The organism is Arthrobacter senegalensis (assembly GCF_059091765.1).
The window spans coordinates 550,770-566,949 of sequence record NZ_JBNHGZ010000003.1; the positions used below are offsets into that span (position 1 = coordinate 550,770).

The 16,180-nt window shown below is 69.4% G+C and carries 11 protein-coding genes; 1 reads left to right on the top strand and 10 read right to left on the bottom strand.

What is annotated here, in order from left to right:
- Positions 1-19: 19 nt before the first annotated feature.
- From AC5RVG_RS12730 to AC5RVG_RS12755, 6 genes are all read right to left on the bottom strand, one after another.
- On the bottom strand, positions 20-1,336 hold the full coding sequence (locus AC5RVG_RS12730) for a glutamate-5-semialdehyde dehydrogenase (RefSeq protein WP_494014092.1): 1,317 nt from the start codon (positions 1,334-1,336) through the stop codon (positions 20-22).
- Positions 1,337-1,418: 82 nt separating this feature from the next.
- Positions 1,419-2,552 (bottom strand): glutamate 5-kinase, encoded by a 1,134-nt coding sequence (proB, locus tag AC5RVG_RS12735; protein WP_494014138.1) that lies wholly within the window; start codon positions 2,550-2,552, stop codon positions 1,419-1,421.
- Positions 2,542-4,092 carry a GTPase ObgE gene (gene obgE / locus AC5RVG_RS12740; protein WP_494014093.1) on the bottom strand — a complete coding sequence of 517 codons (1,551 nt, stop codon included), beginning with the start codon at positions 4,090-4,092 and terminating at the stop codon, positions 2,542-2,544. Before obgE ends, proB begins: the two co-directional genes overlap by 11 nt.
- Before the next feature lie 125 nt (positions 4,093-4,217).
- Positions 4,218-4,478 carry a 50S ribosomal protein L27 gene (gene rpmA / locus AC5RVG_RS12745; RefSeq protein ID WP_136785451.1) on the bottom strand — a complete coding sequence of 87 codons (261 nt, stop codon included), beginning with the start codon at positions 4,476-4,478 and terminating at the stop codon, positions 4,218-4,220.
- A 55-nt stretch (positions 4,479-4,533) separates the two neighbouring features.
- Positions 4,534-4,842 carry a 50S ribosomal protein L21 gene (gene rplU, locus AC5RVG_RS12750; RefSeq protein WP_493977453.1) on the bottom strand — a complete coding sequence of 103 codons (309 nt, stop codon included), beginning with the start codon at positions 4,840-4,842 and terminating at the stop codon, positions 4,534-4,536.
- A gap of 486 nt (positions 4,843-5,328) precedes the next feature.
- Positions 5,329-9,162 (bottom strand): Rne/Rng family ribonuclease, encoded by a 3,834-nt coding sequence (locus tag AC5RVG_RS12755; RefSeq protein WP_494014094.1) that lies wholly within the window; start codon positions 9,160-9,162, stop codon positions 5,329-5,331.
- Between the two features lie 394 nt (positions 9,163-9,556).
- On the opposite strand from AC5RVG_RS12755, the gene AC5RVG_RS12760 reads away from it, so the two are divergent.
- Positions 9,557-10,231 carry a vitamin K epoxide reductase family protein gene (locus AC5RVG_RS12760; RefSeq protein ID WP_494014095.1) on the top strand — a complete coding sequence of 225 codons (675 nt, stop codon included), beginning with the start codon at positions 9,557-9,559 and terminating at the stop codon, positions 10,229-10,231.
- Between the two features lie 126 nt (positions 10,232-10,357).
- Here the strand turns inward: AC5RVG_RS12760 and ndk are convergent, their stop codons facing one another.
- From ndk to ileS, 4 genes are all read right to left on the bottom strand, one after another.
- Positions 10,358-10,774, bottom strand: a complete 417-nt coding sequence (gene ndk, locus AC5RVG_RS12765; protein WP_493977451.1) for a nucleoside-diphosphate kinase — start codon at positions 10,772-10,774, stop codon at positions 10,358-10,360.
- A gap of 75 nt (positions 10,775-10,849) precedes the next feature.
- The gene (locus AC5RVG_RS12770; protein WP_494014096.1) at positions 10,850-11,371 is read right to left on the bottom strand and encodes a DUF4233 domain-containing protein; all 522 of its coding nucleotides are present in this window, start codon (positions 11,369-11,371) and stop codon (positions 10,850-10,852) included.
- Between the two features lie 8 nt (positions 11,372-11,379).
- The gene (locus AC5RVG_RS12775; RefSeq protein WP_494014097.1) at positions 11,380-12,732 is read right to left on the bottom strand and encodes a bifunctional folylpolyglutamate synthase/dihydrofolate synthase; all 1,353 of its coding nucleotides are present in this window, start codon (positions 12,730-12,732) and stop codon (positions 11,380-11,382) included.
- 14 nt (positions 12,733-12,746) lie between these two features.
- Positions 12,747-16,028, bottom strand: a complete 3,282-nt coding sequence (gene ileS, locus AC5RVG_RS12780) for an isoleucine--tRNA ligase (RefSeq protein ID WP_494014098.1) — start codon at positions 16,026-16,028, stop codon at positions 12,747-12,749.
- Between the last annotated feature and the right edge of the window lie 152 nt (positions 16,029-16,180).

Below are 16,180 nucleotides of genomic sequence, written 5' to 3' on the forward strand. Positions count from 1 at the left end.
CGGGCCGGCCGGCACATGCCTAGTCGCGGACCTGTCCGTCGCCCTGGACGATCCACTTGGTGGTGGTGAGTTCGCGCAGCCCCATCGGCCCGCGGGCGTGCATCTTCTGCGTGGAGATGCCCACCTCCGCGCCCAGGCCCAGCTCCCCGCCGTCGGTGAACCGGGTGGAAGCGTTGACGATCACTGCCGCGGAGTCGATCTCGGCGATGAACTTCTCGGCGTTGCGCAGGTCGTTGGTGATGATGGCCTCGGTGTGGCCGGTCGTCCAGGTGCGGATGTGCTTGACCGCATCGTCCACGGAGTCCACCATCGCCACCGCCAGGTCCAGGTCCATGTACTCGCGGCCCCAGTCCTCGTCGGTCGCGGTCTGGGCCTCGACGCCGGACGGCAGGATGCCGGCCACCCGCTGGTCCACATGCAGCCGCACGCCGGCACCGGCCAGCGCCGCGAGCACGTCGGCCGAGGCGGCCGCGTCGCGGTGCACCAGCAGGGTCTCGACGGTGTTGCAGACCGACGGCCGCTGGGTCTTGGCGTTGAGCAGGATGTCCACGGCCATCTCCGTACCGGCCGATTCGTCCAGGTAGATGTGGACGTTGCCCTCACCGGTCTCGATCACCGGCACCTTCGCGTTGTTCACCACGGACTGGATCAGCTCGCGGCCGCCGCGCGGAATCAGCACGTCCACGAGGCCGCGCGCCTGCATCAGCGCGGTGGCGCCGTCGCGGCCGTAGTCGTCCACGCTCTGCACCGCGTCGGAGGGCAAGCCCACCCGGTCCAGCGCGTCGCGGATGATGCCCAGCAGCGCCACATTGGTGTGACGCGCCGCGCTGCCGCCGCGCAGGATCACGGCGTTGCCGCTCTTGAGGGCCAGGCCGGCAATGTCGACGGTGACGTTCGGGCGCGCCTCGTAAATGGCGGCGACCACGCCCATGGGGACGTGGACCTGGCGCAGCCGCAGCCCGTTCGGCAAGGTCTGCCCGCGCATGACGGTCCCCACCGGGTCCGGCAGCGCGGCCAGGTTCTGCAGGGCAGCGGCCAGGCCGTCGATGCGCTTGGTGTCCAGGGTCAGCCGGTCCAGCAGTGCGGCGCTGGTGCCGTTCGACTTGCCCTCGTCCAGGTCCTGGCGGTTGGCCTGCAGCACCAGGTCGCGCCGGGCGATCAGCGAGTCGGCGATCTCCTGCAGCGCCTTGTCCTTCCAGGCCCGGTTGGCGCGGGCCATGCGGCGCGCCGCGGTCCGGGACCGTCCGGCGATCGCCGCGACGGCGGCCGCGGCGTCCGGTTTCCGGCCGTCTTCGAGCTCGTCGGCCGGGGACTGGGAAGAGGCTGTCTGGGTCATACCCTCGATTTTAGCCCGTGGGTGCGGCACAGCACGACGACGGAGGTCACGTTACGCTGCCGCCCCGGACCGGCGCGGTGGTTCAGAGCAGGACGAGGTCGTCCACGTGGATGACTTCGCGCTCGTACTGCCGGCCGAGCGACGCGGCCAGCTCCCGGGTGGAGCGGCCCAGCATGCGCGGGAGCTCATAGGAGGAGAAGTTGACGAGGCCGCGGGCGACCACGCGGCCGTCGCCGTCGGCCAGCTCCACCGGATCCCCCGGTTCGAAGTCGCCCTTGACCGAGACGACGCCGGCCGGCAGCAGCGACCGGTGCTTCTCGCGCACGGCCTGCACGGCGCCGTCGTCCAGCACCAGCCTGCCCTGCACGGAGGCCAGATGTGCCAGCCAGAGCAGCCGCGGGGGCCGGCGGGTGCCGCTGGCCGCGAACCACGTGCCCACGTCCTCGCCGGCCAGGGCCCGCGCCGCGTTCGGCGTGGAGGTGACCAAGGCCGGGATGCCCGAGCCGGCGGCGATCCCGGCGGCCTCCACCTTGGTGACCATGCCGCCGGTGCCCACGCCAGCGGCGCCGGTGCGGCCGATGTTCACGCCGTCCAGGTCCTGGGGCCGGGCCACCAGCGGGATCCGCCGCGCGCCGTCCTTGGGCGGGCCGTCGTAGAGCGCGTCCACGTCCGAGAGCAGCACCAGCGCGTCGGCCTTGACCAGGTGGGCCACCAGGGCGGCCAGCCGGTCGTTGTCGCCGAAGCGGATCTCATGGGTGGCCACGGTGTCGTTCTCGTTAACCACGGGCACGACGCCGAGGTGGAGCAACCGATGCAGCGCGCGGTAGGCGTTGGCGTAGTGCTGGCGCCGCATCAGGTCCTCGGCGGTCAGGAGCACCTGGCTGACGGTAATGCCGCGGGCGCCGAAGGCCTGCGTGTAGCGGGCCATCAGCAGGCCCTGCCCCACGCTGGCGGCGGCCTGCTGGGTCGCCAGGTCCCGCGGCCGGCGGGCCAGACCCAGCGGGGCCAGTCCGGCGGAGATGGCGCCCGAGGACACCAGGATGACTTCGCTGCCGGCGTTCCGGCGGGCGGCCAGCACCTGCACCAGGGACAGCAGGGCCTCTTCGGAGATGCCTCCCGCCACCGAGGTCAACGACGACGAGCCGACCTTGACCACCAGGCGTCCGGCCGTGGCCAGCAGGGTCCGGTCGGCCGCCGTGGCCGGCTCAGCGCGCATCGTCGTCGTCACTGTCTTCCTCTGCGGTCCAGATGCCGGACTTGCGTTCGGCCTCGAGCTCGGCGCGGGTGGCGGCCCTGGCTTCCTTCCGCTCCTGGTACTGCTCGCGCTTCTCTTCGCGGGTGGGCCGGATGTACTCCATCAGGCGCAGGTCCGTGCCGCGGGGGGAGGACAGCAGTTCGGCGCCGGCGGCCATGGTGGGCTCCCAGTCGAAGACCACGGCGTCGTCTTCGCCGATCACCACCGTGTCGCCCGGGCGGGCGCCGGACTTGAACAGCTGGTCCTCGACGCCCAGCTTGGCCAGCCGGTCGGAGAGGTAGCCGACGGCTTCGTCGTTGTTGAAGTCGGTTTGCTTGACCCAGCGTTCCGGCTTGTCTCCGAGCACCCGGAACAGCGGTTCCAGGTTCTTTTCCTCGCGCCGGATGATGAAGCCCCGCTCGTTCACCGAGCGCGGGCGCAGGACGGCGGGGGCCACCTTCGGCGGGGCGGCCTTCGCTTCGGCGCGGGCGGCGGCGACGATCCCGGCCATGGCAAAGCCGAGCTGGCGCAGCCCCTCGTGGGTGGCCGCGGAGACTTCGAACACCTGGTAGCCGCGCTTTTCCAGTTCGGGGCGCACGAATTCGGCCATGTCGCGGCCGTCGGGCACGTCCACCTTGTTCAGCACCACCAGCTTGGGCCGCTGGTTCAGCGGGACCACGTCCCCGTCGGCGCCGGCGTAGCTCATGTCCACGGTGTACTGTTCCAGTTCCCGCTCGATGATCTCGAGGTCGGAGAGGGGGTTGCGGTCGGCTTCCAGCGCCGCGCAGTCCAGCACATGCACCAGTGCGGCGCAGCGCTCCACGTGGCGCAGGAAGTTGTGGCCCAGTCCCTTGCCTTCGCTGGCGCCCTCGATCAGGCCCGGCACGTCGGCAATGGTGAAACGGATATCGCCCGCCTGGACCACGCCCAGGTTCGGCACCAGCGTGGTGAACGGGTACTCGGCGATCTTGGGGCGGGCGGCGGACATGGCCGCGATCAGGCTCGATTTGCCCGCGGACGGGAAGCCGACCAGCGCCACATCGGCGATGGACTTCAGCTCCAGGACGATGTCCCGCTCGTCGCCCGGAATGCCCAGCAAGGCGAATCCGGGTGCCTTGCGCTTGGCCGATGCCAGCGCGGCGTTGCCCAGCCCGCCCTGGCCGCCGGCGGCGGCGACGAACTCGGCGCCATCGCCCACGAGGTCGGCGAGAACGTCACCGTTCTTGGTCTTGACCACGGTGCCGTCGGGGACGGGCAGCACCAGCGTGGCGCCGTTCTTGCCGCCGCGCCAGTCCCCCATCCCCGGGCCGCCGTTGGTGGCGTGCCGGTGCGGGGCGTGGTGGTAGTCCAGCAGCGTGGTGGTCTGGGGGTCCACGCGAAGGATCACGTCGCCGCCGTTGCCGCCGTTGCCGCCGTCGGGCCCGCCCAGCGGCTTGAACTTTTCGCGCTTGACGGAGACGCAACCGTGGCCACCGGATCCGCCGGATACATGCAGGACTACCCGGTCAACGAATGTTGCCACGTGATCGATCTCCTCTGTGCCGGTGGGCGCGAACCGAAACGGCCCACCAGTGATTCTAGTCTGGTTAAAACACCAGTGAGGCGGACCGACGGCCCGCCTCACTGGAAAGCTGTTAGCTGCTTGGATTACTCCGCAGCGGCAGCGACGATGTTCACGACGCGGCGTCCGCGGCGGGTACCGAACTCAACGGCACCGGCCTCAAGGGCGAACAGCGTGTCGTCGCCGCCACGGCCGACGTTGGCGCCGGGGTGGAAGTGCGTGCCGCGCTGGCGGACGATGATCTCGCCGGCGGAAACTACCTGGCCACCGAAGCGCTTCACGCCAAGGCGCTGTGCGTTGGAATCGCGACCATTGCGAGTGGAGCTCGCACCCTTCTTATGTGCCATCTGATTTGCCTACCTTTGTTTCTGAAGGAACGTTTACTAAAAGTCAGCCGACCGCTTACGCGATGTCGGTGACCTTGACCTTGGTCAGTGCAGAACGGTAGCCCTGGCGCTTCTTGTAGCCGGTCTTGTTCTTGTACTTCTGGATAACGATCTTCGGGCCGCGGAGATTTTCGACAATCTCGGCGGTGACCTTGACGTTGGCCAAAGCATCGGCAGCAGAGGTGACCTTGTCGCCGTCGACCAGGAGCAGAGCAGGCAGCTCGATGGTGCTACCGGCCTCGCCGGGGACGCGGTCAAGGGTCACGAGGTCTCCAACGGAAACCTTTTCTTGGCGGCCGCCGGCGCGGACAATCGCGTACACCACTTGGGAACTCACTTCTCTAGACGTTTATTACAGTTTTTGCTCGAATACGCAGGCACGACATGACGGCCTGGAAAGCACTGTGCATCCGCGCCTGCGGGTGGAAACCCTTCGAAGGCGTACGCACCGAAGATCTAGATTACGCTATTACGGCTATCAGCCGCAAACCAGCGGGCTCCGGGGGTGCCGGGACGGGCTCTGGCGTCATCTTCTCCTGGCACGGGCGGACTGCAATCCGCTCGGGCGCACCTGACAATACTACCGGCCGAGCCGGCCAGGCACGTGCATTTCGCCGCCGCGACACGGCGTGCCTGGATTCCGCGGCGGGAAGTGGGCTGAAGACGGTGTCCGCACCTGCCGGCCGGCCAGCGGTGGCGGGCACCGGGCAGCCCAGCCGGAACCAGGCACGGAACCAGGCACAGCCGCACCAGACGCAGGCAGGCCGCGGAACCGATGCGGTCCGCGGCCTGCCCGGGCATACGACCCTGCCTACAGTTCCGAGGCCGGTACTCCTACACCCAGCACCACCGGAGCGGCGGCTTCGTTCTTGTCCGCTGCCGCTTCGGCCAGTGCGGACGCGGCCGGGGCCGTGGCGGCGTGGCGGTGGCCGCCGTCGTTCTCCGCCGGGATAGCGTCCACCGTCTGGACGGGAGCGTCGGCGGCACCCTGGGGGCTGCTGGCGGCACGACGGCGACGCGGCTTGCGGACGGCGGCCGGCGCAGGCGCCTGCGGTTCGGCGGCCACCGCGGGCCGGGCGTCGCCTTGTGCGGCCTGTGGTTCGGCAGCAGCGCCGGATGTCTCCGCCGCGGCCGGCTCCGGTTTCTCCACCGGAGCAACCTTGGGCTCCGGTTTCTCCACCGGCGCTACCTTGTTGAAGGCCTCGGTGAGGCTCTCCAAGGTCAGCGACGGCTCTTCCGGGGCGGTCGCCGGGCTGTGCACGGCGCGCGGGATGGCCACCGTCTCTCCGTTGATCTCGAGCACGGCGGTTTCTGGTCCGTCGCCGGCCGGGGCCGCGGGCACGGCGGGTGCCACGCCGGGATCGTCGGCGCGGCGCGACCTGCGCTTGCGCCCGGAGGGCTGGCCCGACGCTCCGGCGGGCGTACCGGCCGCCGCCGCTTCGGGCTTGCCGGCGCCGGCGGGTTGTTCGCCGCCCTGCTGCTTGGCCTTGGCCGTCTCCGGGTGCTCTTCCGCCTCGTGGGCGGCGTGCGCGGCGGCGGCGATCGTGGCCAGTGCCGCGCGGGCGGCCTCGGCCTTGGCCCGGCGCTCGGCGTCGTCGTCATGGCCCACGGCGGCCGGGGCTTCGGCGGCAGTCTCCTGCCCGCCCTGGCCGCGGTTGCGGCGCTTCTCGCTGCGCGACTGCCGTTCGGAGCGCTTCTCGATGCGGACCTGGTGGTGCTCGGTAGCCGCGGCGGGGCGGCGGTGTTCCACCGGCTCATCGTGGGTGATCACGCCGCGGCCGGCGCAATGCTCGCACTGCTCGCCGAAGACTTCCAGCAGCCCTGTGCCCATGCGCTTGCGCGTCATCTGGACCAGGCCCAGCGAGGTCACTTCGGCCACCTGGTGCTTGGTCCGGTCGCGGCCCAGGCATTCCACCAGCCGGCGCAGCACCAGGTCGCGGTTGGACTCCAGCACCATGTCGATGAAGTCGATGACGATGATGCCGCCGATGTCACGCAGCCGCAGCTGGCGGACCACCTCTTCGGCCGCTTCCAGGTTGTTCTTGGTGACGGTTTCTTCCAGGTTGCCGCCGGAGCCGGTGAACTTGCCGGTGTTGACGTCCACCACGGTCATGGCCTCGGTGCGGTCGATCACGAGGGAACCGCCGGAGGGCAGGAAGACCTTCCGGTCCAGCGCCTTGTGGATCTGCTCGTCGATCCGCTGGGCGGCGAAAATGTCCGTCTCCGACGTCCACTTCTCCAACCGGTCCACCAGGTCGGGGGCCACATAGGTCACGTAGGCCTCGATCGTGTCCCAGGCTTCTTCGCCGGAGACGACCAGCTTGGAGAAGTCCTCGTTGAACACGTCGCGGACCACCTTGATGGTCAGGTCCGGCTCGGCGTAGAGCAGCTCCGGTGCCAGCGTCTTGGTGGACCCGGCACGCGATTCGATGCCCTCCCACTGCGCCCGCAGCCGGTTGATGTCGTTCATCAGCTCTTCTTCGCTGGCGCCTTCGGCCGCGGTGCGGACGATCACGCCGGCGCCGTCGGGAACATGTTCCTTCAGGATCTTCTTCAGCCGGTTGCGTTCCACGTCGGGCAGTTTCCGGGAAATGCCGGTCATGGAGCCGCCGGGCACGTAGACCAGGAAGCGGCCCGGCAGCGAAATCTGGCTGGTCAGGCGGGCGCCCTTGTGGCCCACCGGGTCCTTGGTGACCTGCACCAGGACCGAGTCGCCGGACTTGAGCGCGAGTTCGATCCGGCGCGGCTGCCCGTCGAGGTGTGCCGCGTCCCAGTTGACCTCGCCGGCGTAGAGCACGGCGTTGCGGCCGCGGCCGATGTCGATGAAGGCCGCCTCCATGCTGGGCAGCACGTTCTGCACCTTGCCCACGTAGACGTTGCCGATCAACGAGTCCTGCTGGGTCTTGGACACGAAGTGCTCGGCCAGCACGCCGTCTTCGAGCACGCCGATCTGGATCCTGTCATCGCGCTGGCGGACCACCATCTGGCGGTCGACGGATTCGCGGCGGGCCAGGAATTCGGCCTCGGTGATGACCTGGCGGCGGCGGCCCGTCTCGCGCGATTCGCGCCGGCGCTGCTTCTTGGCCTCCAGCCGGGTGGACCCCTTGACCGAGGCCACCTTGTTGCTGGGGGCGGTCTCGGTGATCGGCCGCGGTGCCCGGACCCGGGTGACCGTGTTGGGCGGGTCGTCGTCGGCACCGCCGGTGAGTTCAAGATCGGCATCCCCGCGGCGGCGACGGCGGCGGCGACGCGAGGTCACGCCGTCCTTCTCCCCTGCGGCACCCTCGTCAGCGGCTTCGGCGGCCGCGTCGCTTTCTTCGGTGCTGCCGGCCTCGTCGCTGCCGGTTTCGGCCTCGGAGCGGTTGCGGGTGCGGCCGCGGCGGTTGCGTCGGCTGCGGCGACGCCCGCCGTCCTCGTCGTCCTCGTCCGACTCGCCGGCGGCGGCGGCCGGTTCGGGCTTGGCAGCGACGGCGGACAGGTCCGGGGCGTGGAAGAGCAGGGAAACCGGCGAGGAGGGGATTGTGAAGGGATCGGCGCCGAGTCCCGCCTCGGCGGAGGCTTCTTCGGCCGGGTCTCCCCCGGCGGCGGACTGCTCCGCTTCGGGCGCGGCCTGCGCCGTCTCCGTGGCGGCGGGGGCTTCCTCAACAGCAGGGGCTTCCTCAACAGCAGGGGCTTCCTCAACAGCAGGGGCGGCGGCCGCGGTGGAACGACGACGGCGGGCGGGCGCCTTTGCGGGCTGCTCCCCTGCCGTGCTTCCGGCTTCGGTTTCCGTCCCGGCGGTGTGTCCGGCGACGGCCTGGGCGGCGTCTCCGTCGGCCGCCACCGGGGTGCCCTGCGTGGCGGCGGGTGCGGTGGTGGCGGGGGTAGTGGCCGGGGCTTCGCCTTCGGCGACGGTCAGTTCGGCGGCTGCTGCCGCGGTGGCCTGGGCCTTGGTGCTGCGGCGGGTGCGGGTGGCGGCGGTGCGACGTCGGCCGGCCAGCTGTTCGGCGGGCTCGGCCGCTTCTCCGGCGGCCAGGACGCCTTCGGCTTCGGCGGGTTCGGCGGCCAAGACGCCTTCGACTTCGGCGGGTTCGGCGGCCGGCTGCGCATCGGCGCCGTCCTGCTGAACGCTTTCCTGTGCGGCGGCTTCGGCGGCCTTGTCGGCGGCGGTCTTGCGCGGCCGGCGCGTGCGGGTCTTGGCGGGCGGCGCTTCTTCGCCCGGCTGGTCGGCGTCGGGTTCACCGGCGGCTGCGGGGACGGTGCCCGCCTCCGCCGCGGCGGCATCTTCCGTCGGAGCGTCCTGGGCGGCCGCCGCTTCGGCAACCTTTTGGGCGGCTGTCTTGCGCGGCCGGCGGGCCCGGGTGGTCGCCGGAGCGGCCTCGGCGGGCTGGCCGCCTGCGGAGTCCTGGCCTGCGGGCTGCTCCCCTGCCGGCTGTTCCCCGGCGGCTATCGCGGCGTCGGACGCCGTGGCCGCGGGGGAAGCGGCGGAGGCATCGCCGTCGTTGTTGGGGCCGGTGTGCGCCGCTGCGGGCAGTTCAACGTCCAACTGGTCCTGCGACGGTGCGGACACAGTGGGCTTGCGGCGGGGCCGCGGCGGTTTTTTGGCTGGTACCTCCGGCGCGTCGACCGGAGAGGAGGTAGCGGGAATTACCTGTTCATTGTCCATTTAAAGTTGTGCTCCAACCCTTGCGGCACCGGCCACATCCCGGTGCCCTTGGGGGCATGTAGCCGGGTATACGGGTGCCTTGGGCTGCCCGACACCGAAAGTCGTCTTGGTATCACCCGAGCTCGCGCCATCACGTGGGGCGCGGCACACCCGGGGACCAGCGGCGCTTTTCCGTCTGCCGTAACCTTCTCTTCACCGGCAGGGCCGCCCGGCGGATTCCCAGCGCCCATCCGGATTGATGGGCTCCTTGTTCGGGAAGCGTCGCCGACGGACCTGGAAGCCTGTCGCTGGACCAACAGCAGCATGTGGGGCTGCTGTTAGCCACGATCATTCTCTCACACCGGGTGCGATTTAGTGAGTAATGGGCGTTCTCTCCGGCGTAGAATCGAGCCACATGCCCCCTAGCCCGAGGAACACGGTGCAGACCCACGCGCAGACCTCCACACCCCCGGCCGCGACAGCGCCCGGCCAACTCCCGGACAGCGGGGTTCCCGGCGTTGCCCGGGAGAAACCCTTCGCGTGGCTGCTGCTGGCCACCGGTGTTGTCGGCTGGATCATGTCCGGCATCCTGGTTTTGGAGCGGCTGGCCACCTACGAAAATCCGGGCCATGTGACCAGCTGCGACATCAACCCGTGGGTCTCCTGCGGCAAGGTGTTCCTGCACTGGCAGGCCGGGCTTTTCGGCTTCCCCAACCCGCTGATCGGGATCGTCGCCTTCGCGGTTCCCATCACGACGGCGGTGGCAATCCTTGCGGGGGCGCGGTTCCGCCGGTGGTACTGGATGGGACTGCAGGCCGGCGTCACGCTGGGCTTCGTCTTCGTCGTCTGGTTGTGGAGCCAGGCGCTCTACGACATCCACATCCTGTGCCTGTACTGCATGGGCGTGTGGGCCGCCATGATCCCGATGCTGGTGCACACGACGGCGCGGAACCTGGCGCACGGCGTGATCAAGGCGCCCGCGGCGGTGGTCCGTTTCGCCGGCAGCTGGGCCTGGACCCTGACCGCCCTGCTGTGGATCGTGACCGCCGGGTCGATCTTCCTGGCCTTCATCGACGCCTTTTTGGGCTGACCGGGACGGCCTTCCCTGGCTGCCGGACAGCCTGGACTCGCCGCGATTGCCTTCCAGGGCTGAACCCGGATAAACCAGAGGCCGCGTCCCCGTCGGGGGCCGCGGCCTCTGCTGCTTCAGGGGGGTCTAGGAGAACCAGATCCCGATCTCGCGCGCGGCGGACTCGGGCGAGTCGGAGCCGTGCACGAGGTTTTGCTGCACCTTCACGCCCCAGTCGCGGCCGAAGTCGCCGCGGATCGTCCCGGGGGCGGCGGTGGTGGGGTCGGTGGTCCCGGCCAGCGACCGGAAGCCCTCGATCACCCGGTGTCCCTCGAACACGGCGGCGGCGACCGGGCCGGAGAGCATAAACTCGACCAGCGGCTCGTAGAACGGCTTGCCGACATGCTCTTCGTAATGCTGCTCCAGCAGTTCGCGGGTGGCGTTGACCAGCTTCAGTTCGACCAGCGTGTAGCCCTTGGCCTCGATGCGGGCCAGGATGCTGCCAGTGAGACCGCGGGACACGCCGTCAGGCTTGACCAGTACCAGTGTGCGTTCAACGCTCACAATTTCTCCTCATTCGCTTCACGATTAGCTCCGAAAACCCCGTTCAATCCTAACGGGACGCGCGGGCAGCGCAGGTCAGCGCCCGGCGTCGTCCGCGGTGCCGGCCTCCGGGCCACCGGCGGTTCCCTCCGCGGCGCCGGCCGCGGAGGCGTCCCCGGTGCCGGCCCCCGTGCCATGCCGGCGTTCCCATTCCGCCTGTTCCGCGTCGCGCTGCGCGTTCTCACGGTCCAGCCGGCCGCCCGTGCGCACGGCGTACCACCAGGACAGCGCGAACAGCACGCCGACGACGAACATCACCGGTTCGACGATGCCGGTGGCGATCAGGAGCACCTGCATCGCCCAGCCGATGGCGTAGCCGGACGGGCGGCGGAGCAGGGCACAGCAGAGCACGAGCAGGACGCTCAGGCCGATCCCGAGCCCGAGGATCAGCGCCGGCGGCACGTCGTCCCGGTAGAGCCCGAACACCACCAGCGTGGCGAAGAAGGCGACGAAGGCTTCCAGCAGCAGCACGGTGGAGGCGAACATCGTCTTGATCGAGCGCCGTTTCTTCGGCATGTCCGGACGCCACTCGCGCTGGGCTTTGGTCAGTTTGGCCATGGATCTTGTTACTTTCCTAGCAGGATGCGGGCGTCGGCGACCAGGGTGATGGACCCGGTGATCAGCACGCCGCCGGCGAGGTCGTTGTCGGCTTCGGCCCGCCCGACGGCCCATTCGATCGCGTCGTCGAGCCGGGGCGCGATGTGCACGGCGTCCTCGGCGAAACCGGCGGCCATGGCATCCTCGGCCAGTTGCTCGGCGGGAATGGCCCGCGGTGAGTTGGACTCGGTGACGCAGATTTCGTCGGTGAGGTCGCTGAGCTGCTCGCGCAGCTGTGCCAGCAGGCCGACGGCGTCCTTTTCCTGCAGGACGCCGACCACCGGGATGAGCTTCGTGAAGTTGAACGCCTCCAGGATGGCCTGCGCGCTGGCCTTCATCCCGTCGGGGTTGTGGGCGGCATCCACGATGATCGTCGGCGCTGTGCGCACTACTTCCAGCCGGCCCGGCGAGGTCACCTCCAGGAACGCCTCGCGCAGGACTTCCACGTTGAGTTCCTTTTCGCCGCCGCCGAGGAACGCTTCCAGCGCGGCCACGGCGACCGCCGCGTTCTGGGCCTGGTGCGCGCCGTGCAGGGGCAGCAGCAGGTCCTGGTAGCGGCCTGCCAGCCCGTTGATGGTCAGCTGCTGGCCGCCGACGGCGACCTTGCGGGACTCGACGCCGAACTCCACGCCTTCGAAGCGGAAGGGCACCTGAAGGTCCCGCGCCTGTTCCAGCAGCACCTGGGCTGCGTCCAGTGGCTGGGCCGCGCTGACCAGGTAGCCGCCGCGCTTGATGATCCCGGCCTTCTCCCGGGCAATGTCCTCGGTGGTGTCGCCGAGCAGGTCGGTGTGGTCCAGCGAGATCGGGGTGATCACCGAGACCTGGCCGTCCACCACGTTCGTGGCGTCGGTGATGCCGCCCAGGCCAACCTCGATCACCGCCACCTCCACCGGCTCGTCGGCAAAGATGGCGATGGCCAGGATGGTCACGCACTCGAAATAGGTCAACCGGGGCGCGCCCTCGGCGTCCAGTTCCTGGTCGACGATTTCCAGGTACGGCCGGATTTCGTCCCAGACCCGCACGAACGTCTCGTCGGCAACGGGCTCGCCGTCGATGCTGATCCGTTCGGTCACCTTGGACAGGTGCGGGCTGGTGTAGCGGCCGGTCCGCAGTCCGTGCGCCCGCAGCCCGGCCTCGATGATCCGGGCCGTGGACGTCTTGCCGTTCGTGCCGGTCAGGTGGATGCTGGCGAAGGCCTTGTTCGGTTCGCCGAGGATGTCCATCGCCCGGAACAGCGGTTCCATGCGCGGTTCCATCTTGTTTTCCGGGGCGCGGCCCAGCAGTTCCGCGTAGACGCTCTCGACGCCGAATTCATCACTCATGGTTTGGTGTCCCTTCAGGATCCGGCTTTTTCCACGGACACGGCGTCGCCGTCCCCGGCCACCAGGACCAGGTCCACGGTGAGGGTTTCCTGCGTGACCAACCCCTGGTGCAGGGTCAGCGCGTCCAGGACGGACTGGTCCGCCGTCACCGTGGTGCGGATGCGGTCGCTGACCACCAATCCGGCATCCTTGCGTGCCTGCTGGATGGTGCGCACGTAGTCGCGGGCCACGCCTTCGGCCTCCAGTTCGGCGGTCACGGTGGTATCCAGCACCAGGAACCCGCCGCCGGGCAGCATGGTGACCGCCGCGCCGGCCGCGGCGTCCCCGGATACGACGGTTTCCAGGGAGTACTCCGACGGCTCGAGCAGCAGTCCCCCGGCGGTGACGGCGCCGGCGTCGTCCACCGACCAGTCACCGGACTTGGCGGCCTTGATGGCCTGCTGCACGTTCTTGCCCAGCCGCGGGCCGGCCGCACGGGCGTTGACCACCAGCTTCTGCGAGATGCCGAACTCTTCCGGGGCGGCGTCGGCGGCGTCGATCAACCGGACCGACTTGATGTTCAGCTCGTCCTGGATCATCACGGCGTACTGGCCGGAGAGCCGCTCGGCGCCCGGCACCACCACGGTCAGCGAGGCCAGCGGCAGCCGCACGCGCAGGTTCGCGGCCTTGCGCAGGCTCGAGCCGGAGGAGCAGATCTGCCGGGTGGCGTCCATCAGTTCCACGAGTTCGGCCAGCTGCGGGAACTCGCCGGCGTCGGGCAGGTCGGTCAGGTGGACCGAACGCCCGCCGGTCAGCCCGCGCCAGATCTCCTCGGTGACCAGCGGCAGCAGCGGGGCCGCCACGCGGCAGACTGCCTCCAGCGCGGTGTAGAGCACGTCGAACGCGTCGCGGTCCTCGTCGAAGAACCGCTGGCGGGAGCGGCGGACGTACCAGTTGGTCAGGGTGTCCAGGTACTCGCGCAGCGCGTCGCAGGCGCCGGAGACGTCGTAGGCATCGAGGGCGACCGTCATGTCGCGGACCAGGTCCCCGGTGTTGGCCAGGATGAACTGGTCCAGGGACTCCATGCCCTTGATCCGTTCGGTATCGCCGAGGACGGAGACGGCGTCATGGCCTGCCCCGTTGTTCGCGGAGTTGGTGTAGAGCTTGAAGAAGTGCCACACGTTCCACAGCGGCAGCATCACCTGGCGGACGCCGTCGCGGATGCCCTGCTCGGTGACGATCAGGTTGCCGCCGCGCAGGATCGGGGAGGCCATCAGGAACCAGCGCATGGCGTCGGAGCCGTCGCGGTCCAGGACCTCGGACACGTCCGGGTAGTTGCGCAGGCTCTTGGACATCTTCTGCCCGTCGGAGCCGAGCACGATGCCGTGGCTGATCACGTTGCGGAAGGCCGGGCGGTCGAACAGCGCGGTCGCGAGCACGTGCATGGTGTAGAACCAGCCACGCGTCTGGCCGATGTACTCCACGATGAAGTCGGCCGGGTTGTGGCTGTCGAACCAGTCCTTGTTCTCCATCGGGTAGTGCACCTGGGCGTAGGGCATCGAACCGGAGTCGAACCAGACGTCGAGCACGTCCTCCACGCGGCGCATCATGGACTGGCCGGTCGGGTCGTCCGGGTTGGGCCGGACCAGCTCATCGATGTACGGGCGGTGCAGGTCGACCTCGCCGTCGTGGTTGCGCGGCAGGGTGCCGAACGCTTCCTCCAGCTCGGCCAGCGAGCCGTACACCTCGCGGCGCGGGTAGTCCGGGTTGTCCGATTCCCACACCGGGATGGGCGAACCCCAGAAGCGGTTGCGGCTGATGGACCAGTCGCGGGCGTTCTCCAGCCACTTGCCGAACTGGCCGTCCTTGACGTTTTCCGGGATCCAATTGATCTGCTGGTTCAGCTCGACCATGCGGTCCTTGAACTTGGTGACCTCCACGTACCAGGAGGAGATGGCGCGGTAGATCAGCGGCGTGCGGCAGCGCCAGCAATGCGGGTAGCTGTGCTCGTAGCTGGCCTGGCGGACCAGCCGGCCGTCGGACTTCAGCACCCGGGTGATCGGTTTGTTCGCCTCGAACACCTGCACGCCGGCGATTTCGGCCAGCGGGCCCTCGGCGAAGTAGGGCAGGAACTTGGCGCCCTCGTCCACGGAGACGATCACGGGGATGCCGTTGTCTTCGCAGACCTTCTGGTCGTCTTCGCCGAACGCCGGCGCCTGGTGGACCAAGCCCGTGCCGTCGGTGGTGGTCACGTAGTCGGCCACGACGATCTGCCAGGCGTTGCCGGTGCCCCACTTCGCGGCGTCCGCGTAGTGGTCCCAGAGCGGCTCGTAGCGCAGCCCGGCCAGCTGGGCCCCCACGTACCGGGCCGCCACCGCCTCGGTGGCGGCAGCGGCGTCGTCGTACCCCAGGTCCTTGGCGTAGGAGCCCAGCAGGTCCTCCGCGACCAGGAACTTCTCCCCCGCGGCCTGCGTCCCGTTGGGGCCGGCCGGCAGCACCGCGTAGCTGATCTCGGGCCCGACGGCGAGGGCTGCGTTGGTGGGCAGCGTCCACGGCGTGGTGGTCCAGGCGAGCGCGTTGACGCCGGCAAGCTCCGCCGCCAGCGCGTTGTCCGACCCGTCGGCGCGGATCGGGAAGGTGACCGTGACCGTCTGGTCCTGGCGCATCTTGTAGACGTCGTCGTCCATCCGCAGCTCGTGGTTGGACAGCGGCGTCTCGTCCCGCCAGCAGTACGGCAGCACGCGGAAGCCCTGGTAGGTCAGGCCCTTTTCGTGCAGCTGCTTGAAGGCCCAGAGGACCGACTCCATGTACTCGACGTTGAGCGTCTTGTAGTCGTTCTCGAAATCCACCCAGCGGGCCTGGCGGGTGACGTAGTTCTGCCATTCGTCGGCGTACTTCATCACGGAGGTGCGGCAGGCGTCGTTGAACTTGTCGATGCCCATGGACAGGATCTGCTGCTTGTCCGTCATGCCCAGCTGCTTCATGGCTTCCAGCTCGGCCGGCAGCCCGTGCGTGTCCCAACCGAAGCGGCGCTCCACCTTGTGGCCGCGCTGGGTCTGGTAACGGGCCACCAGGTCCTTGACGTACCCGGTGAGCAGGTGGCCGTAGTGCGGCAGGCCGTTGGCGAAGGGCGGGCCGTCGTAGAAGACGAACTCGTTGCTGCCGTCGCTGCCGGCGTCGCGGGCATCGACGGAGGCCTGGAAGGTGCCGTCCTGCTGCCAGTATTTGAGCACCAGCTCCTCGATCTCGGGGAACTTAGGCGAGCTTTCGGCAGCGGCAGCGCCGGCGGTGGAAGCCTTGGGATAGATCTGTGGCATGTTCGTCATCCTGGAAAGACAGCTCGGCAAGTGTGGGTACTTCTGCGAGGACGTGCCCTGCTCCGGTGCCTCCGGTGCGGCTGAAAAGCCTCACCGTGCTGCCGGGGCGGAACCCGCGGTACCACCTCACTTGCCGGCCTGATACGCCGGAA

What these genes read in the sequence shown, in the direction of transcription:
- AC5RVG_RS12730 (WP_494014092.1), bottom strand. Translation starts at nt 1,336, where the DNA reads ATGACCCAGACAGCCTCTTCCCAGTCCCCGGCCGACGAGCTCGAAGAC.
- proB (WP_494014138.1), bottom strand. Translation starts at nt 2,552, where the DNA reads ATGCGCGCTGAGCCGGCCACGGCGGCCGACCGGACCCTGCTGGCCACG.
- rpmA (WP_136785451.1), bottom strand. Translation starts at nt 4,478, where the DNA reads ATGGCACATAAGAAGGGTGCGAGCTCCACTCGCAATGGTCGCGATTCC.
- AC5RVG_RS12755 (WP_494014094.1), bottom strand. Translation starts at nt 9,162, where the DNA reads ATGGACAATGAACAGGTAATTCCCGCTACCTCCTCTCCGGTCGACGCG.
- AC5RVG_RS12760 (WP_494014095.1), top strand. Translation starts at nt 9,557, where the DNA reads ATGCCCCCTAGCCCGAGGAACACGGTGCAGACCCACGCGCAGACCTCC.
- AC5RVG_RS12770 (WP_494014096.1), bottom strand. Translation starts at nt 11,371, where the DNA reads ATGGCCAAACTGACCAAAGCCCAGCGCGAGTGGCGTCCGGACATGCCG.
- AC5RVG_RS12775 (WP_494014097.1), bottom strand. Translation starts at nt 12,732, where the DNA reads ATGAGTGATGAATTCGGCGTCGAGAGCGTCTACGCGGAACTGCTGGGC.
- ileS (WP_494014098.1), bottom strand. Translation starts at nt 16,028, where the DNA reads ATGCCACAGATCTATCCCAAGGCTTCCACCGCCGGCGCTGCCGCTGCC.